This window comes from Pantoea anthophila, from assembly GCF_026104315.1.
GTDB classification, from domain to species: Bacteria; Pseudomonadota; Gammaproteobacteria; order Enterobacterales; family Enterobacteriaceae; genus Pantoea; species Pantoea anthophila.
In genome coordinates, this window is the sequence record NZ_CP110473.1 from 1,759,097 (window position 1) to 1,784,381 (window position 25,285).

Annotated in this window: 25 protein-coding genes; 13 read left to right on the forward strand and 12 right to left on the reverse strand. The window is 56.2% G+C overall.

What is annotated here, in order from left to right; genetic code table 11:
* The first annotated feature begins 84 nt into the window (after positions 1–84).
* The gene (locus OJ965_RS10675) at positions 85–279 is read left to right on the forward strand and encodes a YoaH family protein (RefSeq protein ID WP_009089830.1); all 195 of its coding nucleotides are present in this window, start codon (positions 85–87) and stop codon (positions 277–279) included.
* Between the two features lie 12 nt (positions 280–291).
* Here OJ965_RS10675 and OJ965_RS10680 read toward each other — a convergent pair whose 3' ends face one another.
* Entirely contained in the window at positions 292–636 is a 345-nt protein-coding gene (locus OJ965_RS10680; protein ID WP_265139197.1) for a RidA family protein, read from the reverse strand.
* Positions 637–697: 61 nt separating this feature from the next.
* On the reverse strand, positions 698–1,057 hold the full coding sequence (locus OJ965_RS10685) for a hypothetical protein (protein ID WP_265139198.1): 360 nt from the start codon (positions 1,055–1,057) through the stop codon (positions 698–700).
* Between the two features lie 317 nt (positions 1,058–1,374).
* Between OJ965_RS10685 and OJ965_RS10690 the strand changes: the two genes are divergently transcribed.
* The 6 genes from OJ965_RS10690 (at position 1,375) to rnd (ending at position 8,614) form a co-directional block, all read left to right on the forward strand.
* Positions 1,375–1,542 carry a hypothetical protein gene (locus tag OJ965_RS10690; protein ID WP_009089835.1) on the forward strand — a complete coding sequence of 56 codons (168 nt, stop codon included), beginning with the start codon at positions 1,375–1,377 and terminating at the stop codon, positions 1,540–1,542.
* 653 nt (positions 1,543–2,195) lie between these two features.
* The gene (locus OJ965_RS10695) at positions 2,196–4,112 is read left to right on the forward strand and encodes a DNA repair helicase YoaA (RefSeq protein ID WP_265139199.1); all 1,917 of its coding nucleotides are present in this window, start codon (positions 2,196–2,198) and stop codon (positions 4,110–4,112) included.
* A gap of 44 nt (positions 4,113–4,156) precedes the next feature.
* On the forward strand, positions 4,157–4,855 hold the full coding sequence (tsaB, locus tag OJ965_RS10700; protein ID WP_265139200.1) for a tRNA (adenosine(37)-N6)-threonylcarbamoyltransferase complex dimerization subunit type 1 TsaB: 699 nt from the start codon (positions 4,157–4,159) through the stop codon (positions 4,853–4,855).
* 60 nt (positions 4,856–4,915) lie between these two features.
* Entirely contained in the window at positions 4,916–5,512 is a 597-nt protein-coding gene (locus tag OJ965_RS10705; protein ID WP_033736224.1) for a Slp family lipoprotein, read from the forward strand.
* Positions 5,513–5,717: 205 nt separating this feature from the next.
* Positions 5,718–7,394 (forward strand): long-chain-fatty-acid--CoA ligase FadD, encoded by a 1,677-nt coding sequence (gene fadD, locus OJ965_RS10710; RefSeq protein ID WP_265139201.1) that lies wholly within the window; start codon positions 5,718–5,720, stop codon positions 7,392–7,394.
* 98 nt (positions 7,395–7,492) lie between these two features.
* The gene (gene rnd, locus OJ965_RS10715; protein WP_058957296.1) at positions 7,493–8,614 is read left to right on the forward strand and encodes a ribonuclease D; all 1,122 of its coding nucleotides are present in this window, start codon (positions 7,493–7,495) and stop codon (positions 8,612–8,614) included.
* A gap of 53 nt (positions 8,615–8,667) precedes the next feature.
* Here rnd and minE read toward each other — a convergent pair whose 3' ends face one another.
* Genes minE through minC form a run of 3 tightly spaced genes read right to left on the reverse strand, consistent with a single transcriptional unit; the run spans position 8,668 to position 10,500 of the window.
* The gene (minE, locus tag OJ965_RS10720) at positions 8,668–8,937 is read right to left on the reverse strand and encodes a cell division topological specificity factor MinE (protein WP_009089844.1); all 270 of its coding nucleotides are present in this window, start codon (positions 8,935–8,937) and stop codon (positions 8,668–8,670) included.
* 3 nt (positions 8,938–8,940) lie between these two features.
* Positions 8,941–9,753: a septum site-determining protein MinD gene (gene minD / locus OJ965_RS10725; RefSeq protein ID WP_046101942.1), complete on the reverse strand. Its 813-nt coding sequence runs from the start codon at positions 9,751–9,753 to the stop codon at positions 8,941–8,943.
* Between the two features lie 33 nt (positions 9,754–9,786).
* Positions 9,787–10,500, reverse strand: coding sequence for a septum site-determining protein MinC (gene minC / locus OJ965_RS10730; RefSeq protein ID WP_009089848.1), 714 nt, complete (start codon positions 10,498–10,500; stop codon positions 9,787–9,789).
* A 155-nt stretch (positions 10,501–10,655) separates the two neighbouring features.
* On the opposite strand from minC, the gene OJ965_RS10735 reads away from it, so the two are divergent.
* The 3 genes from OJ965_RS10735 to OJ965_RS10745 all read left to right on the forward strand — a co-directional run bounded on the left by OJ965_RS10735 (position 10,656) and on the right by OJ965_RS10745 (position 12,418).
* Positions 10,656–10,931: a YcgL domain-containing protein gene (locus OJ965_RS10735; protein ID WP_009089851.1), complete on the forward strand. Its 276-nt coding sequence runs from the start codon at positions 10,656–10,658 to the stop codon at positions 10,929–10,931.
* 316 nt (positions 10,932–11,247) lie between these two features.
* Positions 11,248–11,907, forward strand: coding sequence for a fumarylacetoacetate hydrolase family protein (locus OJ965_RS10740; RefSeq protein ID WP_265139202.1), 660 nt, complete (start codon positions 11,248–11,250; stop codon positions 11,905–11,907).
* A 64-nt stretch (positions 11,908–11,971) separates the two neighbouring features.
* Positions 11,972–12,418, forward strand: coding sequence for a YcgN family cysteine cluster protein (locus tag OJ965_RS10745; RefSeq protein WP_009089856.1), 447 nt, complete (start codon positions 11,972–11,974; stop codon positions 12,416–12,418).
* A gap of 56 nt (positions 12,419–12,474) precedes the next feature.
* On the opposite strand, the gene dsbB is transcribed toward OJ965_RS10745, so the two are convergent.
* Positions 12,475–13,005: a disulfide bond formation protein DsbB gene (dsbB, locus tag OJ965_RS10750; protein ID WP_009089859.1), complete on the reverse strand. Its 531-nt coding sequence runs from the start codon at positions 13,003–13,005 to the stop codon at positions 12,475–12,477.
* 330 nt (positions 13,006–13,335) lie between these two features.
* Between dsbB and fadR the strand changes: the two genes are divergently transcribed.
* Entirely contained in the window at positions 13,336–14,055 is a 720-nt protein-coding gene (gene fadR, locus OJ965_RS10755; RefSeq protein ID WP_009089861.1) for a fatty acid metabolism transcriptional regulator FadR, read from the forward strand.
* Between the two features lie 35 nt (positions 14,056–14,090).
* Here the strand turns inward: fadR and OJ965_RS10760 are convergent, their stop codons facing one another.
* Positions 14,091–15,626, reverse strand: a complete 1,536-nt coding sequence (locus OJ965_RS10760; protein ID WP_265139203.1) for a SpoVR family protein — start codon at positions 15,624–15,626, stop codon at positions 14,091–14,093.
* Between the two features lie 504 nt (positions 15,627–16,130).
* On the opposite strand from OJ965_RS10760, the gene OJ965_RS10765 reads away from it, so the two are divergent.
* Positions 16,131–17,432 (forward strand): D-amino acid dehydrogenase, encoded by a 1,302-nt coding sequence (locus tag OJ965_RS10765; RefSeq protein ID WP_009089864.1) that lies wholly within the window; start codon positions 16,131–16,133, stop codon positions 17,430–17,432.
* 19 nt (positions 17,433–17,451) lie between these two features.
* Positions 17,452–18,522: a catabolic alanine racemase DadX gene (gene dadX, locus OJ965_RS10770; protein ID WP_265139204.1), complete on the forward strand. Its 1,071-nt coding sequence runs from the start codon at positions 17,452–17,454 to the stop codon at positions 18,520–18,522.
* On the opposite strand, the gene OJ965_RS10775 is transcribed toward dadX, so the two are convergent.
* The 5 genes from OJ965_RS10775 to OJ965_RS10795 form a co-directional block, all read right to left on the reverse strand.
* On the reverse strand, positions 18,515–19,708 hold the full coding sequence (locus OJ965_RS10775) for a multidrug effflux MFS transporter (protein ID WP_111207571.1): 1,194 nt from the start codon (positions 19,706–19,708) through the stop codon (positions 18,515–18,517). The genes dadX and OJ965_RS10775 overlap by 8 nt on opposite strands.
* Before the next feature lie 127 nt (positions 19,709–19,835).
* The gene (gene wbaP, locus OJ965_RS10780) at positions 19,836–21,302 is read right to left on the reverse strand and encodes an undecaprenyl-phosphate galactose phosphotransferase WbaP (RefSeq protein WP_033736229.1); all 1,467 of its coding nucleotides are present in this window, start codon (positions 21,300–21,302) and stop codon (positions 19,836–19,838) included.
* 376 nt (positions 21,303–21,678) lie between these two features.
* Positions 21,679–21,912 carry a DUF1480 family protein gene (locus OJ965_RS10785; RefSeq protein WP_009089872.1) on the reverse strand — a complete coding sequence of 78 codons (234 nt, stop codon included), beginning with the start codon at positions 21,910–21,912 and terminating at the stop codon, positions 21,679–21,681.
* A 77-nt stretch (positions 21,913–21,989) separates the two neighbouring features.
* Positions 21,990–23,717, reverse strand: coding sequence for a potassium/proton antiporter (locus tag OJ965_RS10790; protein WP_009089874.1), 1,728 nt, complete (start codon positions 23,715–23,717; stop codon positions 21,990–21,992).
* Positions 23,718–23,996: 279 nt separating this feature from the next.
* Positions 23,997–25,274: a YeaH/YhbH family protein gene (locus tag OJ965_RS10795; RefSeq protein WP_111207572.1), complete on the reverse strand. Its 1,278-nt coding sequence runs from the start codon at positions 25,272–25,274 to the stop codon at positions 23,997–23,999.
* Positions 25,275–25,285 lie beyond the last annotated feature (11 nt).

Genomic DNA, 25,285 nt, shown 5'->3' on the forward strand with positions numbered 1-25,285 from the left:
GGCGGTCAGACTGACATATTTTTTCCTGACTGGCACCTGTTAGTTCCGCGTGGGATACTGTCTGACCCAACACAGGAGCAGAACATGTTTACAGGATTACCGGCGCTCTCTCATGAGCAGCAGCAGCAGGCCGTCGAGCGTATTCAGGAATTGATGGCAGGGGGTTTATCGAGTGGTCAGGCTATCGCCCAGGTGGCGCAGGAGATCCGGCAGACTCACTCGGGCGAACAGATCCGGGCGCTCTTCGACGACGAAGATGACGAAAACGAAGAAGAATAACGCCCGCTCTGCTTAACGTGCAGCGATAATTTTTATCTCAATTTTGTACTTTGGATTTAACAGCCCGGCCTGAACCGTACAGCGCACCGGTGCATTACCGGGAGAGACCCAGGCGTCCCAGGCGCGGTTCATGGCAGGGAAATCAGCCTTATCCACCAGAAACAGCGTGGCATCAAGAATTTTGCTCTTGTCACTGCCGAGACGCGTCAGCATCGCATCAATCACCGCCAGCGCATTGGCCGTCTGCGCTTCGACGTCGGCGTCCAGGTTTTCCGGCACGCTGGTGTAGTAGATCGTGTCATTGTGAATCACGGCTTCGGACATACGGTGTTCCGGGTCAATACGGGTAATACTCATCGGCTTCTCCCTGAATAAAGTGGGAGGTAGCCTGCCATATTCCCCGCATCGCTGTCACCCCTCACAGGCAGCGCTTAACAATCGCCTGCCTGTCTGCCATCACCTGAGGTGCCATCCGGAAGGTGGTAAAATATTTGACCTCTGCCCCTCGCCCGTAAGGCGAGACATCCGCAAAGATAGAATCCTCCCAGGTAAAGACGCTGATCGCACTGCCGCTGGGCCGGGTATGGGTCGTGTCATCGCGGGCAACCACGCTGGTCGTGGACCAGCCGCGATAAATGCAGTCGCTGAGTTGAGGAACGGTGCGGGTGCTCTGGCCCTGAAAGAGGGGTTCCTGCAGACGCGCCTGATCGGGGGTGGGGGCCTGACAGCTGCAGAGCAGCAGCACGCCAGTCAGAGAGCCGATGCGGAAAGTATTCATAGCAATCCTCCGCCTGAGTCAGGCAGTCGGGTTAAGGCCATCTGCTTAACGCAGCCTGAAGACATCGTTAAGCCAGTCTCAGCACGTCAGCTTACGGTTGCCACATCCCAACGGTAAGCCGATTTAATCATTATAATCCGGGTGGTTATTTCCTGCTGTTATCCTCTGCATTTGCTGACTGCGTCACAGGCTTTAGCGCGCAGGCAGGGACGGAATGCGGCAGCGGCCGGCTGGCGAGGCGCGGGAATGCAGGACAGGCCAGGCGTAAAAATGGTATAAATCAGCGAAATATCGCGCCACAGGATGAGGATGAGCACATGGCGAATACGCAGTATCTGTTTTGGGTGATGGCGGGCGCACTGACGCTGCTGTTTATTGTAATTTCGGCCTTTGTCGGTCTCTCTAAAGGCAGTAAGCAGGGTTTTATAACCTTTGCTCTGCTGTTTATTGCCATGCTGGCGGGCGCGTTTTATATCCGGCACTAGCACAGCGCGGCGTCACCTCGCGATCGTTTTCAATCTGTTACAACGATCTTACGCCTGGCTCACAGTTCACAAGGAAACTCAGCGGCCTCCGGCGCCGGTTAACTATGATCAGATCAAATAGCAGTGCTGCTATTTATCACCGGAGGTAATTATGTCTGAACGTCCAGATTACGATGAGCCATTGCCAGATGATGCTGAGATCTACCCGGAAGATGAAGAAGAGGATGAGGAAGACGATCCGACCGTAAGGGATGTCTGACACCGGTCGCTCCCTCTGCTAGCACCGCAAAACCGCCTGTGCGCCGTTTTGCGGTTCTTTATTTCCGCAGCAGATTCATGTGCGATGAAAATAGCGTTCAATCCCTGCTTAAATCATCCTGCGCACGCACAACGTTAATGAAACCCGCCTCTCTTCCGTCGTTACTGGGTTATTTCCTCTCCGTTTCTTACCCGCATTCACGGACACCGCGAATTAAACGTTCACTGGATGTGACTTTATGCCGCAGGGGAAGCACTAACAGCACGTTCAGGAGGACATGCAGGCTGTCGGAGAACTGACCGATCCTGCATAACTCATTGATAAGCCTCCGTTTTGCTTTGTCTGAGCAATACTGACATAATTACAGTGTTTTTGCCGTTCTTAGTGAGGGTATGTGGCAGACGATTTTGCAGTGGATGGCGCGCTGGCGCTGGGTATCCCGGGTTTTAAGCCGCGGGAAGCACAACGCGAGATGGCGCAGGCGGTCTCTGAAGCCGTAAAAGAGCAGGGTGAACTGGTCGTCGAAGCCGGTACCGGTACCGGTAAAACTTACGCTTACCTGGCACCCGCCTTACGGGCCAATAAAAAAGTGATTGTCTCGACCGGATCCAAAGCGCTGCAGGATCAGCTCTATGGGCGCGATCTGCCCACCATGGTCAGGGCGCTGAAGTTCAAAGGCAAAACCGCGCTGCTGAAAGGCCGCTCCAACTACCTCTGTCTGGAACGCATGGAACAGCAGTCGATGGCGGGTGGCGATCTCACCGCGCAGGCGCTCACCGATCTGGTGACGCTGCGCAGCTGGTCATCACAGACCGAAGATGGCGACATCAGCAGCTGCGCGGGCGTGACCGAAGACAGCCCGGTCTGGCCGCTGGTCACCAGCACCAACGATAACTGCCTGGGCACCGACTGCCCGCGTTACAAAGAGTGCTTTGTGGTGAAGGCGCGAAAGCGCGCCATGGACGCGGATGTGGTGGTGGTGAACCACCATCTTTTTCTCGCCGACCTGGTGGTTAAAGAGGGCGGTTTTGGGGAACTGATCCCTGAAGCGGATGTGATGATCTTCGACGAAGCCCATCAGCTGCCCGACATCGCCAGCCAGTATTTTGGCCAGCAGCTCTCCAGCCGTCAGTTGCTCGACCTCGCCAAAGATATCATCATCGCCTACCGCACCGAGGTGCGCGATGCCCAGCAGCTGCAGAAATCCGCTGACCGTCTGGCGCAGTGCGCGCAGGACTTTCGCCTGTCACTGGGCGATCCCGGCTATCGCGGGAATCTGCGTGAGCTGCTGAGTGACAACGCCATTCTGCGGATGTTTACGCTGCTGGATGATGCACTCGAACTCTGTTACGACGTCATCAAGCTCTCTCTGGGACGTTCAGCCCTGCTGGATGCCACTTTTGAGCGCGCCGCGCTCTATCGTACCCGGCTGAAACGGCTGCGGGCCATCAACGAGCCGGGCTACAGCTACTGGTATGAATGTACCTCACGTCACTTTATCCTGGCGCTGACGCCGCTCTCCGTCGCGGAGCGTTTTCGTGAAGTGATGGATAACCGTAAAGCCGCGTGGATCTTTACCTCAGCCACCCTGGCAGTGGATGAGAAGATGGCGCACTTCTCGGAACGGCTGGGTGTCAATGCGGCAAAAAGCCTGATCCTCAACAGCCCGTTCGACTTTGCGAAGCAGGCGCTGCTCTGCGTGCCGCGCAATCTGCCGGAGCCTAACCGTCCGGGGGGCGCCCGCCAGCTGGCCACGATGATGAAGCCGCTGATTGACGCCAACAAAGGTCGCTGCTTTTTCCTCTGTACTTCACACCTGATGATGCGTGAGCTGGCGGCCGAATTTCGCGCCTCCATGACGCTGCCGGTGCTGGTGCAAGGTGAAACCAGCAAAGGCCAGTTGCTGCAGCAGTTTATTGAGAAGGGGAATGCGCTGCTGGTCGCGACCAGCAGTTTCTGGGAAGGGGTGGATGTGCGCGGGGATGCCCTGTCGCTGGTGATCATCGACAAGCTGCCTTTCACCTCACCGGAAGATCCGCTGCTGAAAGCCCGGATGGAAGATTGCCGGATTCGCGGCGGCGATCCCTTTGCGGATGTGCAGTTGCCGGATGCGGTGATCACCCTGAAGCAGGGCGTGGGACGGTTAATCCGTGATACCGACGATCGCGGCGTGCTGGTGATTTGCGATCAACGGCTGGTATCACGCCCTTACGGCGCGCTGTTCCTGAACAGTCTGCCGCCGACGCCGCGCACCCGGGACATCCGTCGCGCCATCGCCTTTATCCGCCAGCAACCCGAACCAGACGCATAATTCTGTGCTAAGATGCGCGCCGTTTTCTTTCTTCTGAGGTAGTCATGTCAGCCCGAATTTTAGCGCTGGATACGGCGACAGAAGCCTGTTCAGCCGCCTTGCTGAATCAGCAACAGATCGATGCCCGATTCGAAATCGCCCCGCGCGATCACACCCAGCGTATTTTGCCGCTGGTTGAAGAGCTCCTGCTCGCCGGTCAGCTGGAACTGACCGATCTGGATGCGCTGGCCTTTGGGCGCGGCCCCGGCAGCTTTACCGGCGTCCGTATCGGTATTGGTATTGCGCAGGGCCTGGCACTGGGCGCAGCCCTGCCGATGATCGCGGTCTCGACGCTGGCGACGATGGCGGAAGGGGCGTGGCGTCTGCACGGCACCCGTCGGGTACTGACCGCCATTGATGCGCGAATGGGTGAAGTCTATTGGGCAGAGTATCAGCGGGATGAGCAGGGGCGCTGGCAGGGTGAAGCCAGCGAAAGCGTGCTGACGCCCGAGGCGGCGGTGGCCAGAATGCAGGCGCTTACCGGTGAGTGGATGACCGCCGGTACCGGCTGGGAAGCCTTCCCGGCATTGCAGCAGGGGCACGCACTGACGCTGACCGCCAGTGAGGTGACCCTGCCTGCCGCACAGGATATGCTGCCGCTGGCGACGCTGGCGCTGGCGGACGGGGATACCCTGCTGCCGGAAACGGCGGAGCCGACCTACCTGCGCAATGAAGTTGCCTGGAAAAAGTTACCTGGCCGCTAAGTCGCACGCAACTTATTGTTATGCGTCCAGTCTAAGACTTTACCTAACGGGAGAGCGTCTATGTCGTCAATGTGTGGTAAAGGGCTTTCAGGTCTGCTGCTGACCTGTGTGCTGGTGTTAACGGGTTGTGTCTCTATTCCTGACACGCTGCAGGGCAGTTCCCCTCAGCCTCAGCAGGATCTGCTGCGGGTGATGAATGACCCTGCTATCTATGTCGGCCAGGAGTCGCGTTTTGGCGGTAAGGTGGTGAACGTCACCAACCTGAACGGCAAAACCCGTCTGGAGATTGCGGCACAGCCGCTGGATGAGAGCGCCAGACCGCGTCTGGGCGCGGCGTCAGTCGGCCGGATCTATGCTGACATCCACGGTTTTGTTGACCCGGTGGATGTCAGAAATCAGTACGTCACGGTGCTGGGCACGCTGAAAGGCACGGAGCAGGGCAAAATCGGCGAGGCAGATTACAAATTTGCCGTCATCGATGTGCGTGGTTATCAGCGCTGGCGTCTCGCCCAGCAGGTGACCGCCCCGCCACAGCCGATGGACCCCTGGATCTGGTACGGTCCGACCCGCCATCGCGGGGGATACTGGGGACCCAATCCCTACTGGGGCATGGTTAACAGTGGCCCGACCGAGGTGCAGACCATACTGACCGAGTAACATTAAGACCTGCTATTCAGCCCGGTCGCGGTGCTCGCTGCCGGGCTTTTTATTTGTCTGTTTTCACAGCACGAAATTTAGTGATGGACTTCGCAACCTCAACATGCCGAAACAGGCAAACTGGTACAATCAGTTAAAATATTGTTAACAAACCAGATTGGCTGAGGCGGCGATGGAAATACAACATAATTATCGGGGTGGATCCTTGAATAAGGTTTGGCTGAAACGCTACCCGGCAGATGTGCCTGCCGAAATAAGTGCAGATCGTTATACCTCTCTGGTGGATCTGTTTGAGCAGGCCGCAAAACGCTACGCCGATCAACCCGCGTTCCTGAACATGGGTCAGAAAATGAGTTATCGCCAGCTGGAGGAGAAGAGCCGCGCCTTTGCCGCCTATCTCCAGCATGAACTGGGCCTGAAAGCGGGTGACCGGGTGGCGTTAATGATGCCTAACCTGCTCCAGTATCCGGTGGCCCTGTTTGGCGTGCTGCGCGCGGGAATGGTGGTGGTCAATGTCAATCCGCTCTACACGCCGCGAGAGCTGAAACATCAGCTTAACGACAGCGGCGCCAGCGCCATCGTTATCGTCTCCAACTTCGCGCACACGCTGGAAAAGGTGGTGGCAGAAACCGCGGTTCGTCACGTCATCCTGACCCGGATGGGTGACCAGCTCGCCCCCATTAAGGCGACGCTGGTGAATTTCGTCGTCAAGTATGTCAAAAAGCTGGTGCCGAAATACCATCTGCCGGGCGCTATCTCATTCCGTCAGGTTCTGGACGTGGGGGCGACGCTCAATTATCGCCGTCCGACCGTGTCGAATGACGATCTCGCCTTCCTGCAATATACCGGCGGCACCACCGGGGTGGCCAAAGGGGCGATGCTGACGCATCGCAACATGCAGGCGAATCTCGAGCAGACGAAAGCGACCTACGGCAAACTGCTGCGTGACGGCAAAGAGTGCGTCGTCACCGCGCTGCCGCTCTATCACATCTTTGCATTAACGGTGAACGGGCTGCTTTTCCTTGAGCTGGGCGGCCAGAACCTGCTGATCACCAATCCGCGCGATATTCCTGGCTTCGTTAAAGAGCTGAGCAGGTTTCCGTTTACCGCCATCACCGGGGTCAACACGCTGTTTAATGCGCTGCTGAACGATGAGCAGTTTACGAAACTCGATTTCTCCACGCTGCGGCTCTCTGCGGGCGGCGGGATGGCGGTGCAGAAAGTCGTGGCTGAACGCTGGGAAAAGCTGACCGGGCACTATCTGCTGGAGGGCTACGGCCTGACGGAGTGTTCGCCGCTGGTTTCGGTCAATCCCTACGACATCAGCTGTCATACCGGCAGCATCGGCCTGCCGGTGCCCTCGACCGATGTGCTGATCCTGGATGAAGCGGGAAATGAAGTGGCAGCGGGCGAGCCGGGTGAGCTCTGCATCAGCGGCCCGCAGGTGATGCTGGGTTACTGGCAGCATCCGGAAGCGACGGCGGAAGTCCTGAAAAATGGCTGGCTCCATAGCGGTGATATTGTTACCGTTGATCAGGAAGGCTTTATTCGCATCGTCGACCGTAAAAAAGATATGATTCTGGTGTCAGGCTTTAATGTCTATCCGAATGAAATCGAAGATGTGCTGATGCAGCACCCGAAAGTGCGTGAAGCCGCGGCCATCGGGGTTCCCAGCGATCTCTCCGGTGAGGCGGTCAAAGTCTGCATCGTGAAAAAAGAGGCGTCGCTGACGAAGGAGGAGGTGCTCGATCACTGTCGCCGTCAGCTGACCGGCTACAAGGTGCCCAAAATCATTGAGTTTCGTGATGAGCTCCCCAAGACCAACGTTGGCAAGATCCTGCGGCGTGAGCTGCGCGATGAGGTGAAATCCGGCACCCGCTGAATCCGGATAAGAATTGAGGTTGAACGCCGGCATGTCCGGCGTTTTTATTGTTTTTAACATGGAGCGCCGCGCGGAGTCTGCTGCGGTGGAAATCAGACGTGAACTATTCCCTTATCGACCAGGACGATCAACTGGCAGACGTGTGCCAGAAAGCGCGCCAGCACGCGGCGGTGGCACTGGATACCGAGTTTGTGCGTACCCGCACTTATTACCCTCAGCTTGGCCTGATCCAGCTGTATGACGACGAACAACTGGTGCTGATAGACCCGCTCAACATCCGCGACTGGTCACCCTTTGTGGCGCTGCTGACCGACACCGCCGTGACCAAATTCCTGCATGCGGGCGGCGAAGATCTGGAGGTGTTCCTGCACCGTTTTGGCGTGCTGCCGACACCGATGATCGACACCCAGATTCTGGCGGCCTTCTCCGGCCAGCCACTCTCCTGGGGCTTCGCCGCGATGGTGGCGCACTTCACTCAGGTTGAACTCGATAAAAGCGAATCGCGCACCGACTGGTTAGCCCGCCCGCTGACGGAGCGCCAGTGTGTCTATGCAGCAGCCGACGTTCACTACCTGCTGCCGATTGCCCGTCAGCTGATGGTCAATACGGAAGAGGCGGGCAACATGGCCGCCGCACTCAGCGAGTGCGACAACCTCTGTCAGCGCCGTCTGGATAGTCTGGCCCCGGAAGAGGCCTGGCGCGATATCACCAACGCCTGGCAACTGCGTCCGCGTCAGCTGGCGGCGCTGCAGCGCCTGGCGGCCTGGCGTCTGACGCTGGCGCGTGAAAAGGATATGGCGGTTAACTTTGTGGTGCGCGAAGAAAACCTGTGGAAGGTGGCGCGCTTTATGCCGGGCTCGCTGGGTGAACTTGATCATCTGGGGCTGTCAGGACACGAAATTCGTTTTCACGGCAAAACGCTGGTCGCGCTGGTGGCGGAAGCGGCGGCACTGGAGGAGAGTGAATTACCGGCTCCGCTGGGAAATCTGATCGACCATCCGAATTACAAATCGGTCTTCAAAGCGATGAAGGCGCTGGTGCAGCAGGTCAGTGAGCAGAGTGGCTTCAGTCAGGAATTGCTGGCGTCACGCCGTCAGATTAATCAGGTGCTGAGTCAGCACTGGGGCATTAAGCCGCAGGGGCGTCCACCGGAGTTACTGACCGGATGGCGGGGCGAACTGCTGAAACCCGGCATCGATGAGATCCTGGCGGGTTGCTGACCGGATAAATTTCCCCTGCCACTGCGCAGGGGAAATTCAGGCGGCGGTCAGAATCATTTAGTCGCGTCTTCCGTTTCCGGAAGCGTCACGTTCAGCTCCAGAATCGAGATATCATCACCTTTCTGATCGAGCTGCACCGTGACCATCTCTGGATCGATCTTCACATATTTGCAAATCACTTCCAGAATGTCGCGCTTAAGTTGCGGAAGATAGTGGGGCTCACTGTCGCCCCTTCTCCGTTCTGCCACGATAATCTGCAGCCTTTCCTTGGCTATGTTGGCAGTGTTCTTCTTCCGGGATAAAAAGAAATCAAGTAATGCCATGGTTTATCCCCCGAACAGGCGTTTCAGGAAACCCTTCTTCTCTTCTTCAATAAAGCGGAAGGGGCGTACTTCACCGAGCAACCGTTCAACGGTATCGGCATAGGCTTTGCCAGCATCAGATTCACCGTCCAGGATCACCGGTTCGCCCTGGTTGGAGGCACGTAATACCGACTGATCTTCCGGAATGACGCCGACCAGAGGAATGCGCAGGATTTCAAGCACATCTTCCATGCTCAGCATATCGCCACGGCTGACGCGACCCGGGTTGTAGCGGGTCAGCAGCAGGTGCTCTTTTACCGGCTCCTGACTGTTTTCTGCGCGACGGGATTTAGAGGAGATGATGCCGAGGATACGGTCGGAGTCACGGACTGAAGAGACTTCCGGGTTGGTGGTGATGATGGCTTCATCGGCAAAGTAGAGCGCCATCAGGGCGCCGGTTTCAATCCCTGCCGGTGAGTCGCAGACGATGAAATCGAACTCCATCGCGGCCAGATCGTTCAGGACTTTTTCAACGCCTTCACGGGTCAGCGCATCTTTGTCGCGGGTCTGTGACGCAGGCAGAATATAGAGCTGCTCGGTGCGTTTGTCGCGGATCAGCGCCTGGTTCAGGGTGGCATCGCCCTGAATGACGTTGACGAAATCGTAGACCACACGGCGCTCACAGCCCATGATCAAATCCAGATTACGCAGACCGATATCGAAGTCGATCACGACCGTTTTCTTGCCTTTCTGCGCTAAACCGGTGGCGATGGCCGCGCTTGACGTGGTCTTACCAACGCCCCCTTTACCGGATGTAACTACAATAATGCGTGCCATAAATGTTGATTTCCTTAACAAAAGAAAAGGGGCCTAATTAAGTGTCTGGATAGTCAGCGCGCCATCCTGCAGGCACAGGCGCGCAGCTTTACCAAAAAATTCTTGCGGGATCTGATCCATGATCCAGTACTCCCCGGCAATCGAAACCAGCTCAGCGGCCAGGTTAGTACAGAATATCTGGCAGTTTCGGTCACCGCTGGCACCCGCCAGGGCGCGACCGCGCATCATGCCGTAAATGTGAATATTGCCATCAGCAACCAGTTCGGCACCGGCGCTGACGCTGCTGGTGATGATCAAATCGGCATCACGTGCATAAATCTGCTGGCCTGAGCGCACAGGGGTGTTCACGATGCGCGTTTTCGCGGCCACCGCTTCCGCTGCCACCGGCTGCGGTTCAGGCACAGCGGCAGGGGCAGGGGCTTGCACCTGCGGCCTGGCCTCTTTACCTTCTGCCAGCACCGGCAAACCGGCACGGGCGATCATGCGTTTCAGCGCCTCATCCTTGCAGCCGCTTACGCCAACAATGCGTAAGCCGGTGGCAAGAATCGCCTGCTGCAACTGCTTCCAGTTAACATCGGCACTCAGGGTGGCAACGTTAAGCACCACCGGGGCGTTTTTCAGGAAGTCCGGAGCCTGGTCAATCTTGTCCTGAAGTGCCTTGCGAATCACCGCCGGGTCATGGTGATGCAAATGGACGACAGACAGGGTGAAACTGCTACCTTTGAATTCGATTGGCGTTTGCGACATCTGTCCCGACTCAGTCCTGTTTTCACTACCGTCAGCCAGGCGATGATAAAATCGTCACTGAAGCGCTAACGGTGAATATTCGAAGTTCTGCAAGCATGTTATAGTTACAGCTATATTCAGACAAGCCTCAACCCCGGTTAATTCGAGTAAAAAATATGTTTTGTGTGATCTACAGAAGCCCGTTACGTGACCAGACTTATCTCTATGTTGAAAAAAAGGACGATTTCTCCCGCGTGCCGGAGGAATTGCTGAAAGGGTTTGGCAAGCCGCAGCTGGCGATGGTGCTAAAGCTGGCGGGGCGCGACAGGCTGGCAAATGCGGATATCAATAAAGTTAAGCAGGGATTGAGCGAGCAGGGCTATTATTTGCAGATTCCACCGCCGATCGAAAGTCTGCTGAAAATTCATTTAGAGGCCGATAAAAAAGTTTAACTCGGATTCTTCTGTAAATATAAATCCTGCCGTCGCGATTTTGTCAGGATAATATTGCTCTGAAGCTGCGCAGAATTAACGGCGCAGCTTATCTGTTTTCACTCTCATTAAATTTCCTGCCCGGCTTTTTGTCCTTATTTGTACGATTATTCAGCACTTCGGCGGTGCTGTTTACGCTTTTTGACAAATTCCGCACCCCGGACCGTTAAAAGGATCTTATTATCTCGCCATGAGGCTGGCACATCGACCAGCGCAAAAGCAAACATCAACCCGCCAGCAGTGCTGGCATCACACCTAACCTGAACAGGGGATGAGCATGTATCAGCATCGTAACTGGCAAGGCGCTCTGTTAGATTTTCCGGTCAGCAAAGTGTTTTGCGTCGGCAGTAACTACGCAAAACACATCAAAGAGATGGGGAGCGCCACCCCAACAGAACCGGTGATCTTCATCAAGCCGGAAACGGCGCTCTGTGATCTGCGCCAGCCGCTCTCTATCCCGGATGCGTTTGGCGAAGTGCATCATGAAGTTGAACTGGCCGTGCTGATTGGCGCAACCCTGAAACAGGCAACCGAAGAGCATGTGGCGAAGGCCATTGCAGGCTATGGTGTGGCGCTGGATCTGACGCTGCGTGACCTGCAGGCCGGGCTGAAAAAAGCGGGCCAGCCGTGGGAAAAATCGAAAGGCTTCGACAATGCCTGCCCCATCTCCGGTTTTATCCCGGTCGCGGAGTTCAGCGACGATCCGCAGAATGTGGAGCTTAAGCTGCTGGTGAATGGTGAAGTGCGTCAGCAGGGCAGCACGGCAGATATGATTCATAAAATTCTGCCGCTGATTGCCCACATGAGTCGTTACTTCACGCTGCGCGCCGGCGATGTGATTCTGACCGGTACGCCGGAAGGGGTGGGTCCGATGCGGGCGGGCGATCAGCTCGAAGTCTCTCTGGCGGGGCATGGGATCAGCACGCGCGTGCTCTAAAGACTTGCATCACCACCGCATAGGCTTTATAAGGTGCGGTTTAGGCACACTGCGGACAATCATCATGACTGACACCCCTTTCTGGCAACATAAACGCCTGGCACAAATGAGCGATGAGGAATGGGAATCCTTATGTGATGGATGCGGCCAGTGCTGCCTGAACAAGTTGCAGGACGCCGACACGGATGAGATCTATTTCACTAACGTCGCCTGCAACCAGCTCAATATCAAAACCTGCCAGTGCCGCAACTATGAGCGCCGCTTCGAGTTAGAAGAGGATTGCATCAAGCTGACGCGTGAAAACCTGACCACCTTCAACTGGCTGCCGCGCACCTGCGCCTACCGGTTACTGGGCGAGGGCAAGGGCTTACCGGCCTGGCATCCGCTGCGCGCCGGTTCGAAAGCGCAGATGCACGCACAGCGTATTTCGGTGCGCTACATTGCGGTTCGCGAGAGTGAAGTGCGGGACTGGGAAGATCACATCATCGATCGGCCCGATCGCAACGGCTGAGTGCGGCTGTCCCGGACAGATGTAAAAAAGGCTGCCACGGGCAGCCTTTTTTCTTTTCAGCGACCAAACAGGTCGCGCCGTTTTGCTTTGAAAGGCTGGGCAATCAGCACCAGCACCGCCACCAGCAGATAAGCGGCAAATACTCCAATCATCCATTGCGGCATACTGAGTGTCAGAAAGGTCCAGCTGCGCTCGGCGCAGTCACCGCTGGCGAGAAACACCGACGGCAGCCACTTATCCAGCGGCAGACCGCTGGGGAAGCGGGCGGCAAAGTCACAGGTGGTAAAGGGGTTAGGGTGCAGCTGAATCATGGTGTGTTCCCAGGAGAGACGCAGACCTTCCCAGGCACTGTAGATCCATAACGCCAGCGCCGCCAGACGCAACGGCGATTTTGGCGCAATCGCGCCGACCAGACCCGCGCCCATCACACCAAACAGCGCGTTGCGCTCGTAGATACACATGACGCAGGGCTTCAGGCCCATCACATGCTGAAACCATAATGCCGTGAGCTCCAGCGCCAGCGCAGTCAGTGCCAGTAATAACCAGGCTCCGCGGCCCCGGGAACAGTGATTCAGATATCGCAACATATTGCATTCCCTGTAAACGTTAATGCCACGCAGTGTAAACCAAAAGCGGGGGCAAACCAGCCCGGGCCAGGGAAAAATCGTATCCGGACATGACCTCAGACTGATCCAGAACAGGTTATGTGAAAATAAGCCGCGTGTTTTGCGATTATGGGGCGTCTGGCATTTTGCTGCGCAATCAGCTTTACTCCGTTAGCCCCCAGGAGCACGGGAGAGGCAACCTGAAATATGCGCTGCGCCCGGTTTTAATGGTTGCGCAGGCTATATCCGCTATAGGGCGTCTGGTATGATGAGTGCCCATCACGATTAGAAAAGCAACGAGAACACATTGCTATGGTTATAAAGGCGCAGAGTCCAGCGGGATTTGCTGAAGAGTACATTATTGAAAGCATCTGGAACAGCCGCTTTCCCCCGGGGTCGATTCTTCCTGCTGAGCGTGAGCTTTCTGAATTGATCGGGGTGACACGTACGACCCTGCGTGAAGTACTGCAGCGCCTGGCGCGTGATGGCTGGCTGACGATTCAGCACGGTAAACCGACCCGGGTGAACGATTTCTGGGAGACCTCTGGCCTGAATATCCTCGAAACCCTGGCGCGTCTCGACCACGACAGCGTGCCGGTGCTGATCGACAACCTGCTGTCAGTGCGCAGCAATATCTCTTCCATCTTTATCAGCCGTGCACTGCGTCATCATCCTGACAAGGCGCGTGAGGTGCTGGAGACGGTCGATGCGACGGCCGACCAGGCGGATGCCTATACCGAACTCGACTACCGCGTCTTCCGCGGTCTGGCATTTGCTTCCGGCAACCCGATTTATGGTCTGATCCTTAACGGCCTGAAAGGGCTCTACACCCGCGTGGGACGTCACTACTTCTCAAATCCCGAAGCCCGTCAGGTGGCGCGTGATTTTTATCTGACGCTGCTGGCGCTGTGTGACACATCGCCGGGACAGGATGAGATTGTGGAGGTGGTGCGCAACTACGGTCGCCGCAGCGGTGAAATCTGGCACAGCATGCAGAAGAATCTGCCTGACGATCTCGGCAATAAACGATAAAAAAAACCGGACATCGCGTCCGGTTTTTTATGCGGTCAGAGTGAGGTATTTCGCGGCGGGTTACGGTCCAGCAGCTCAACGCTGCCATCCTCATTCTGTTGCTCCAGAATCACATCAAATCCCCACAGCCGATGCACGTGCTTCAGCACTTCGCGGCGGCTCTTGTCCAGCGGCGTGCGGCTCTGCGGTACATAGCGCAGGGTCAGCGAACGGTCACCACGCAGATCGACATTATAAACCTGAATATTGGGTTCGAGATTACTCAGGTTGTACTGGGCAGAGAGCTGCTGGCGAATCGCCCGATAGCCGGCCTCATCGTGAATGGCGGCGATTTCGAGATAGTTGTTGCGGTCATCATCCAGCACGGTAAACAGCCGGAAGTCGCGCATCACCTTCGGCGACAGGAACTGGCTGATGAAGCTCTCATCCTTAAACTCACGCATCGCAAAATGGAGCGTATCCAGCCAGTCAGAACCCGCAATATCCGGGAACCAGTAGCGATCCTCTTCGGTAGGGGACTGACAGATACGCTTGATATCCTGCATCATCGCGAAGCCCAGAGCATAGGGGTTAATGCCGTTATACCACTGGCTGTTATAGGGCGGCTGATAGACCACATTGGTATGGCTGTGCAGAAACTCCATCATGAAGCGTTCCGACACTTTGCCTTCATCATAGAGGTGATTAAGGATGGTGTAGTGCCAGAAGGTTGCCCAGCCCTCATTCATCACCTGAGTCTGCTTCTGCGGATAGAAATACTGGCTCACCTTGCGCACAATGCGCAGGATCTCACGCTGCCACGGCTCCAGCAGCGGCGCATTCTTCTCCATGAAATAGAGCAGGTTCTCCTGCGGCTCAGAAGGATAGCGTGCGGCTTCGAACGTGACCGCCTCTTTTTCACGCCGCGGCAGCGTGCGCCAGAGCGTGTTCACCTGACTCTGCAGATACTCTTCCCGGCTTTTCTGGCGGGCTTTCTCCTGCTGCAGGGAGATCTTCTGCGGGCGTTTATAGCGATCCACGCCATAATTCATTAAGGCGTGGCAGGAGTCGAGCAGCCGCTCCACCTCTTCAACGCCATAGCGCTCTTCGCAGTCACTGATATAGTTTTTGGCAAACAGCAGGTAATCGACAATCGATCCGGCATCCGTCCAGCTGCGGAACAGGTAGTTATTTTTGAAGAAAGAGTTATGACCATAACAGGCATGTGCCATCACCAGCGCCTGCATGGTCATGGTGTTCTCTTCCATCAGGTAGGCGATGCAGGGATTGGAGTTGATGACAATCTCATAGGCCAGGCCCTGCTGACCGTGCTTATAGCGCTGCTCGGTTTCGATAAACTTTTTGCCGAATGACCAGTGTGAATAGTTGATTGGCATGCCGACGCTGGAATAGGCATCCATCATCTGTTCAGAGGTAATCACTTCGATTTGGTGCGGGTAGGTATCCAGACGGTAGAGCTTCGCGACGCGGTCGATCTCCGCTAAGTAGACATCAAGCAGTTCGAATGTCCAGTCTGGTCCGTCATTGAGTCGTTTGCTGTCTCTGATGGCTTCGTCAAAGATTGTCGTCATAGCGCACCTCTTTGTGGCAAACCGGCTGACCCGAAAGACAACCCGTTCTGGTTATTTAAGGCTTCATCCTGAAAAAGGGAACCCGAAAAAAACTGAGCGAACACAACAATGATAGCCCACTGTCGCCTATCCGAAATGCGAACTCAAATGAAATCTTTGGCACAAAATCATTAAGTGTGAGGCAACAGGGAATTTAACCGTTTTTAATTCGACCAATGCGCCAGATGGCAGGATAAAATCCTGTTTATAAGTGGAATGTATGAGGTTGAATGATTCTCCTGCCATGCGCAGATTTAACTGCCTTTGTTGTCATTTATTTCTGCGTTTAAGGAATAAGGCGCATAAAGCGCTGAAATTCATCGTGCAGCAAGATTTTAGTTACCTGAAAAGTGAAAAAGATGTGAAATGGATGCTGTGATTTCGGGGTGGTGTCCGCTGCGGTGATCCGCTGACTATCATCTTCTGAACAGTGAATTATGCTTTTAGACGTTGGATGGGGAAACTATGCACGTAGTGATTCTTGGAAGTGGGGTTGTCGGCGTAGCCAGTGCCTGGTATCTGGCGCGAGCCGGACATCAGGTCACCGTCATCGATCGTCAGCCTGCCGCGGCGATGGAAACCAGCGCGGGCAATGCCGGTCAGATCTCGCCAGGTTATGCCGCCCCCTGGGCCGCGCCAGGCGTGCCGCTGAAAGCGGTCAAGTGGATGTTCCAGCGCCACGCGCCGCTGGCTATCCGGCTGGATGGCAGCAGCTTTCAGCTGGAGTGGATGTGGCACATGCTGCGCAACTGCGACATCAACCACTATCAGCAGAATAAAAGCCGCATGGTGCGGATTGCCGAATACAGCCGGGACTGCCTGAAAGCGCTGCGGAGTGAAACCGGCATCGCCTATGAAGGCCGGCAGGGCGGAACGCTGCAGCTGTTCCGCACCCAGCAACAGTTCGACAGCGCCAGCAAGGATATTGCGGTGCTGCGTGACGCGGGGGTGCCTTATGAACTGCTGCAGGCCGATGAGCTGTCACGTGTGGAACCTGCACTGGCGGCAACCCGGCATAAACTCACCGGCGGATTACGTCTCCCCAACGATGAAACCGGCGACTGTCAGCTCTTTACCCAGCGGCTGGCCAAAATGGCTGAAGAGGCGGGCGTGGTATTCCGCTTCAACACCCCGGTCGATCATCTGCTGCGCGACGGAAATCGCATTTATGGCGTGAAGTGCGGTGATGAGATCATCAAAGCAGACAGCTATGTGGTGGCCTTTGGCTCTTACTCCACGGCGCTGCTGAAGAACGTTCTGAGCATCCCGGTCTACCCGCTCAAGGGTTATTCACTCACCATTCCAATCAAAAATCCCGACGCCGCACCGGTTTCCACCATCCTCGATGAAACCTACAAAGTGGCGGTGACCCGGTTTGACGATCGTATCCGCGTTGGCGGGATGGCAGAGATTGTTGGTTTTAACACCAAACTGACCGAAGCGCGGCGGGAAACGCTGGAGATGGTAGTCAGTGATCTCTATCCTGAGGGCGGTCATCTTGCACAGGCGAGTTTCTGGACCGGTTTACGTCCGATGACGCCAGACGGTACGCCAATTGTCGGCGCCACCCCCATCTCTAATCTCTGGCTCAACACCGGTCACGGAACGCTGGGCTGGACGATGGCGTGTGGTTCAGGACAGTTACTGGCCGATCTGATCTCCGGTAAAACGCCGGCGATTGCGGCGGATGACTTAGCGGTATTCCGCTACTTACCTGGTTTCGCGGCGACCTCATCGCCGCTGCGTAACGCCAGCGCAACTCGTTAAGTATTCAGGGAGAGAGAGGATGTCACGTCCGATTGTCGCGACCATCAACCCGGAGGCGTTACGTCATAACCTGGCTATCGTGCGCCAGGCCGCCCCCGCATCCCGCGTCTGGTCAGTGGTTAAAGCCAACGCTTACGGCCACGGTATAGATCGGGTACGCGAGCCGCTATCTGACACCGATGGCTTCGCGCTGCTCAATATGGAAGAGGCGATCCTGCTGCGCGAGCGCGGCTGGAACAAACCGATTCTGCTGCTGGAAGGCTTTTTCAGGCCGGAAGATTTGCAGTTGATCGACCGCTATCGCCTGACCACCAGCGTTCACAGTAACTGGCAGATCAAAGCGCTGGCGAACGCCAGACTCTCAGCGCCGGTGGATATCTATCTTAAGGTCAACAGCGGGATGAACCGGCTCGGTTTTCGCCCGGAGCAGGTCAGCGGGGCCTGGCAGAGCCTGCGTGCGCTGAGCAACACAGGCGAGATGACGCTGATGGCGCATTTTGCCGACGCCGAAAACCCCGAGGGACTGATTGCGCCCATGCAGCGCATTGAGCAGGCGGCAGAAGGACTCAACTGTCCGCGGTCGCTCTCCAACTCCGCCTGTACGCTGTGGCATCCCGAAGCGCATTTCGACTGGGTTCGCCCGGGTATCGTGCTCTATGGTGCGTCACCCAGCGGCGACTGGCAGGATATCGCGGGCAGCGGCCTGAAACCGGTGATGACGTTAAGTAGTGAGATTATCGCCGTGCAGCAGCTGCAGGCGGGCGCCGGGGTCGGCTACGGCTACCGCTATCATGCCAGCGCCGCGCAGCGGATTGGCGTGGTCGCCTGTGGTTATGCCGACGGCTATCCACGGCATGCCCCGACCGGCACCCCCGTCTGCGTTGACGGCGTGATGACCCAGGTCGTCGGCGCGGTGTCGATGGATATGATCACGGTGGATCTGACCCCCTGTCCCCAGGCGGGAATCGGCTCAGCGGTTGAGCTGTGGGGCGAGCAGGTGAAAATCGATCAGGTGGCGGAAGCAGCCGGAACGGTAGGGTACGAGCTGATGTGTGCGCTGGCACCCCGCGTTCCGGTCACCCTCAGCTAAGCGCGGTCAGACTGCCGCGCATTTTTCTGCTGCAGCGCCAGGCGATAAAGGCCAGCGCTGCACCCAGCAGCATCATCAGACTCAGTGACAGCTTCTCCGCCACCGGCAGTGTGACAACAATCAGGCTGCCTGCGGCACCGCCCGCCATCTGAATAAATCCCTGTAACGCCGACGCCACACCCGCCTGCTGCTGGTAAGGCTCCAGCGCATAGCTGGTGGCCGGGCCAACGGTGAAGGCCAGACCAGCAACAGAAACCGCCACCGGAAACATGTAGAGCGCCCAGTGCGTCTGCATCGCCGCCGGGAAGATCTGCATCCCGGCAACCAGCAGCACCGCGCCCAGCAGCATGGTGAAGAATCCCATCGCCAGGCAGAAAGGCCGGCCCGCTTTACGAATCGCTTTATTGACGAACATGCTGACAAACATGATCCAGAAACCATTTGCGCCAAAAGCAAAGGAGAACTGGATCGGCGTCAGCCCGCCTTCGGTCATCAGCACCTGAGGTGCCAGCGATACGTAGGTCAGCACCATGCCCAGTGCACCGGCATTGGCGAACGCAAACGCCAGAAAGCGTGGCTGACGCAGGATAGCGGCGTACTGCTTCACCGGTAAGCCTTTTACCCGCAGGGTATCTGCCGGACGCGTCTCGGGCAGGCCGATCAGCACCAGTAGCGTAATCACCACACCATAGGCGCAGAGGAACCAGAAGGGCGCGCGCCAGCCGAAGGCGCTGGCCAGCAGGCCGCCCAGCAGCGGGGCCAGCGCCGGGACAATGTTCAGTGCGCCATTCAGAAAGCCGTAAGCGCGGGCAGCGGCATCGCCACTGAGGCGGTCACGCACGCCGCTGAAGGCGACCACCGCGCTACAGCAGACGCCGCAGCCCTGCACCAGACGGGCAATCACGAACAGCGGGAAGGAGGTGGCGGTGGCGGCAATCACACTGCCGGCGATGTAGAGCGCCAGCCCCAGCAGGGCGATGGGCTTACGGCCATAATTGTCCACCAGCGGCCCGGTCACCAGTTGTCCCAGCCCCATTACCAGCAGAAAGAGAGGAATGGTGGTCTGCACCAGACTGACCGGGGTATTCAGCCCTTCAGCAATCTGCGGCAGCGTGGGCAAATAGAGGTCGATGCCTAAGGGTGCCAGCAGCACCAGGCTCAATAACAATAAAGTAAATTTTTGCATAACAACCAGAGGGTAAACGTTCTGTTAAAAAACGAGCCGAAGAGGGTAATGATTCAGAGGGGAAAAAGAAAGCGTAAGCTGTGCGGAAAGTGCGATGCCTGCTTTTTACAGGCATCGCGGCTTTAACTCAGTAAGCGCCGTCGCGACGTAACACGACGCCTGCGGTTTTAAACAGAATGGCAATATCGGTCCAGAGTGCCCAGTTTTTCACATACCAGGAGTCAAAGTAGACGCGGGTATCGTAGTCGATATCGTTGCGTCCGCTGACCTGCCACAGGCCGGTCATGCCGGGCTTGGCCATCAGGTAGTAATCCACATCGCCGGCGTAACGCTCCAGCTCCGCCTCAATCACCGGGCGCGGGCCGACCAGGCTCATCTCACCGCGGATCACGTTCCACAGCTGCGGTAACTCGTCGAGGCTGGTTTTACGCAGGAAGCCACCGATACGGGTAATGCGCGGGTCATTCTTCAGTTTAAAATCTTTGTCCCACTCCATTCGGGCTTCTTCACTGGTCGCCAGCAGCTTCTCCAGCACCTCTTTAGAGTTGGTCACCATGGAACGGAATTTCAGACATTTGAATTTTTTGCCATCCTGACCCACGCGCTCATGCCCATAAATCGCATTGCCGCCATCGCGCTTCACCATAAAGCAGAGCAGGGCGAAGATCGGGCCGAGGAACAGCAGCAGCATGGAGGCGACGACAATATCAAAGGTCCGCTTCAGGAAGCGCGAAGAGTGCTTCGCCAGGTTGTTGCTGACACGCAGGATCATCACTTCATGACTGAAGATAAAGGACATGTCGGTGCCGTAGAGCGGCACGCCGCGCAGTGTCGGGATAACGGAAACCGAACGGCAGTTCATCTTCGACAGGAATTTCAGCCAGCGGTCACGCATCGGCTGCTGCTCATACTCCATGGCCACAATAAACTGCACGTTGTCGCGGTCAATGGTCTGCCAGTTAATGTCTTTCCAGGTGATCACTGGCACGCCATTGACGCTCTGCTGAGAGGGCTCATCGTCGACAGAGATAAAGGCCTGTACGTTGTAGCCCAGGATCTCCTCACTCTGCAGGGCGGCATAGGCTTCGGTAGCGTTGCGGCCGGAGCCGATGATGATGGTCTCTTTCTGCCACTGGCCCGCCCGGTTAATGGCGCGTTTGACCAGCGTTCGCATCAGCGGCAGCAGCAGCAGGGCATATGTCCAGCTGAAAACCCACACCATGCGGGAGAAGTCCCATTTCGAAAACGCGATCAGCGCGAGGTCGAGCAGTGAGAAAACAAACAGCGTTTTCACAATCTCCTTCAGCTCGAACCAGAAGGGTTTGCGATAGGTGTAGTGACGCAGACGAACCCAGAACCAGCCGGTGCACATCACGGACATAATAAACTGCGCCACAAAACGGTATTCGATCTGATGCGGGGGAATAAACGTATCCAGCTCGCCCCAAATACCCTGAATGGTTGCGGCGGATAAAAATAATGCGAGGTTGAGTGCAATCAGATCGGAAAAGCTCAGGGCGAATTTCACGATGATATTTTTACGCGTGCCGCTCCATGAGCGGCTCGGGCTATTCATTATCAATGTACTTGCCATAAAACCTGCTCTCTTTCTTAAGTAAAAGATGGCCTGACCAGAATCAGGGACGCGCTCAGGAGTGAGCCACCGAAAAATTAAAAAATAATTTTCAGTCTGTTGCAGTCAGTAAAGCCAGTACAGCTGCAAAAAAGATGAAGATTAAAGCGTGATGGTACTCACGAAATGTTGCAGCATTGAGAATGAGTATGCAGGAGATATTTGACGGCGTTAATACGGAAAAAATCTGAAAACAACAAAAGTGATTAAAGTTTTAAACGGCTAACGCCATGTAATATAAGGATAAAATAAGCAGGGGTGCAGTTATAACTAAACTGTTTAAGACGCTTTTTAGGAATTACCGCCAAATCTCGCGACTGGCGGTAGTGATAAGGCATCAGGCGGGTCTTTTTAAAATCCAGCGGTCCTGCTCTTTATCATAATGACCAATCTGCAGATCCACCGGTTTTCCATCAATCCACGCCGGTACGCTGGTATCGCGATCCCAGCCGTCGAGTTGGGTAATTAAGCCGGGATTGGTGTGACAGGGAATACTGACGGTGTCAGGGTGCTCACCGTCAAGATCGGCATCAACAATCTCATAACGACCAATTTTAACCACGTGTCCCATTCATTTCTCCCGTTTTTTTGGCACAGAGCTGTAAGCTTAGCGTATCAACAGAAAATAACGTGGCTGAATGATTAGGATTATTCCTTCTCTTCTGCCGGCCGGACACCAATTTTCACGATACGATTATCCTCTTTTTCCGCCACGGTCCAGGTCAGCTCATTCCATTCAACCTGATCCCCGACCACCGGCGCGCCACCCAGCATGCCCAGCATCAGCTGCCCCAGCGACTGCTGATCGTTGGTGCTCTCATCCAGTTCCAGTCCGTAGATCTGCGCGACGTCGCGCAGGCGTGCTTCTGCATCCAGAATAAAGTCACCAAAGAACCGCTGGTCGAGCGAAACCGGCGGCGACTGACTGAACATTTTGCCCAGGGCTGGCAGATCGCGCTCACGGCCAATCACGCAGATCACATCGTTCTCTCTGAGGCGTGTCCCGCCGTTGGGATGCATCAGCACATTGTCACGAAACAGGGCAGCGATGCGGGTCTCGCGCGGCATCTTCAGATCGCGCAGCGCAGCTCCAATACACCACTTGTCGGCGCTGAGCTGATAAACAAATTGCTCCCACGGATTCTCCGGATGGATATCCAGACCGATACGGCTGATGGGGGAGGCCGTCGGCGGCACCACCACCTTGGCTTTTTTTGCCGCAAAGCCCAGCGAGGTTCCCTGCAACATCAGCGAGACCAGCACCACAAAGAAGGCGATGTTGAAATAGAGCGAGGCGTTTTCTAATCCGGCCATCATCGGGAACACCGCCAGAATAATCGGCACCGCTCCACGTAATCCGACCCAGCTGATAAAGAAGCGTTCACGGGTGGTAAAACTGCGGAACGGCAGCAGGCCAACAAACACCGACAGGGGGCGCGCCACCAGAATCAGCCACAGTGAGAGGATCATCGCCGGCACGGCGATGTGCCACAAGTCGGAAGGGGTGACCAGCAGCCCCAGCACAATGAACATGCCAATCTGGCTCAGCCATGCCATACCATCAAAGGTCTGCAGAATACCGTGGCGGTTGCGAATCGGACTGTTGCCGAGTAAAAAGCCGCACAGATAGACCGCCAGGATGCCGCTGCCCTCCAGTACGGTGGTCAGCGCAAACACCAGAATGCCGCCACTCAGCGCCAGCAGCGGATAGAGGCCACCCGCCAGGCTGATGCGGTTAATCAGCTGCTGCAGCGCCCAGCCACCGCCCAGGCCCAGCACGATCCCCAGGCCGAACTGCTGCACCAGGTGCACCAGAAACATCCAGTCAAGTCCGCTGCGGCCCTGTTCGATCATCTCAATCAGGGTGATGGTCAGAAACACCGCCATCGGGTCGTTGCTGCCGGACTCGATTTCCAGTGTCGAGCTGACGCGCTCGTTCAGGCCCTTATCACCCAGCAGGGAGAAGACCGCGGCGGCATCCGTGGAGCCGATAATCGCGCCAATCAGGAATCCCTGCATCATATCCAGCTTAAACAACCAGGCGGCAACCACACCGGTTAAGCCGGCGGTGATCATGACGCCGATGGTGGCCAGTGACAGCGCGGGCCCCAGCGCGACCTTAAACGAGCTGGCTTTGGTGCGCATACCACCATCCAGCAGGATAATGGCCAGCGCCAGGTTGGAAATCAGATAGGCCGCCGGATAGTTATCAAAGGCGATGCCTCCGATACCATCGACCCCGGTCAGCATACCCAGCGCAAGGAAGATGACCAGAATAGGAATGCCCAGCCTGGATGAGAAAGAGCTGAGCAGAATGCTCGATGCGACCAGCACGGAACCGATGATAAACAGACTGTAGACGATAGTGTGGTTCAAACCCGGTCTCCTGAGATATGACGGTGCGATGCCCAAGCGGTGATAAATGTCCATGCTATCTCTGAAAGATAATGGTTTATCAAGGAGTTGTCATTGTGAAAATGCACATTATACGAATTGCTTAAACGTATACGGTATCAGATTAATGTGAAGAATGAGGGGGTTGGCAGGCAAGGGGAGGAAAACAGGTTGTTTTAACAGGTTATTCAGCTGATAAAAAAAAGCCGGTGGTTAACCGGCTTCGCGTAAAAAAGAGCGTCACTCTGCAATGTCTGCGAATCAGGCTTCCGTGGCCTGTTTGTGAAACAGTGAACGAAACACCGGATAGATATCTTCCGGTTCACGGATGTGCTCAATCGCAAAGTTGTCGAACATCGCCTGCAGATGCTCATATTCACGCCACAGCGTCTGATGGGCACGGCGGGTGATTTCGATATAACTGTAATAGCGCACCACCGGCAGAATGTGCTTCGCCAGAATCTCATGACAGAGGGGCGAATCGTCGGCCCAGTTATCACCATCGGACGCCTGCGCCGCATAGATGTTCCACTGCGCCGGGTCATAGCGATCCTTCACCACCTCATCCATCAGTTTCAGCGCACTGGAGACGATGGTTCCGCCCGTCTCCTGCGAGTAGAAGAACTCCTGCTCGTCCACCTCTTTGGCCTGGGTGTGGTGACGGATATAGACTACATCGACATTCTTGTAGGTGCGGCTCAGGAACAGGTAGAGCAGGATATAGAAGCGTTTCGCCATATCCTTGGTTGCCTGATCCATGGAGCCGGAGACATCCATCAGACAGAACATCACCGCCTGGCTGGAGGGCTCCGGGCGCTTCTCAAAGTTTTTGTAGCGCAGGTCGAAGGTGTCGATAAAGGGCACCCGCTCAATGCGGGCCCGCAATTCGGCAATCTCTTTGCGCAGCCGCTCCTCCTCCAGCAGCTGTGCCGGTTCGGTGTTCTCCACCTGCAGAAGCGTCTCTTCCAGTTCGTGCAGCATCCGGCGTTTGCCCGCCGTCATCGCCGTACGCCGCGCCAGCGAGTTCTGCAGCGAGCGCACCACGCTGATATTGGCGGGTACGCCGTTAGAGGTAAAACCCGCCCGGTGGGTCTTATACTCGTTCAGCTGACGATGCTGGTTGCGGCGCAGGTTAGGCAGGGCGAGGTCTTCAAACAGCAGGTCGAGATACTCATCTTTCGAGATCTGAAAGACAAACTCATCCTGACCTTCACCATCCTGACTGGCATTGCCCTGACCACTGCCGCCACCGCCTCCACCACCCTGAGGCCGTTCGATGCGGTCATTCTGCACAAAATGGTCGTTACCCGGATGGACCCGATGGCGATTTCCGCCCCGTCCCTGATGGAAGATCGGCTCATTGATGTCGTCAATCGGGATTGAGACAGACTCACCGCTGCTGACGTCGGTCACCGAGCGTTTATTGATGGCCTCGGAGATCGACTGCTTGATTTGTGACTTGTAACGGCGCAAGAAGCGCTGGCGGTTGACCGCGCTCTTGTTTTTGCCGTTCAGCCGGCGATCGATGAAATAGGCCATGGTATTCCTCC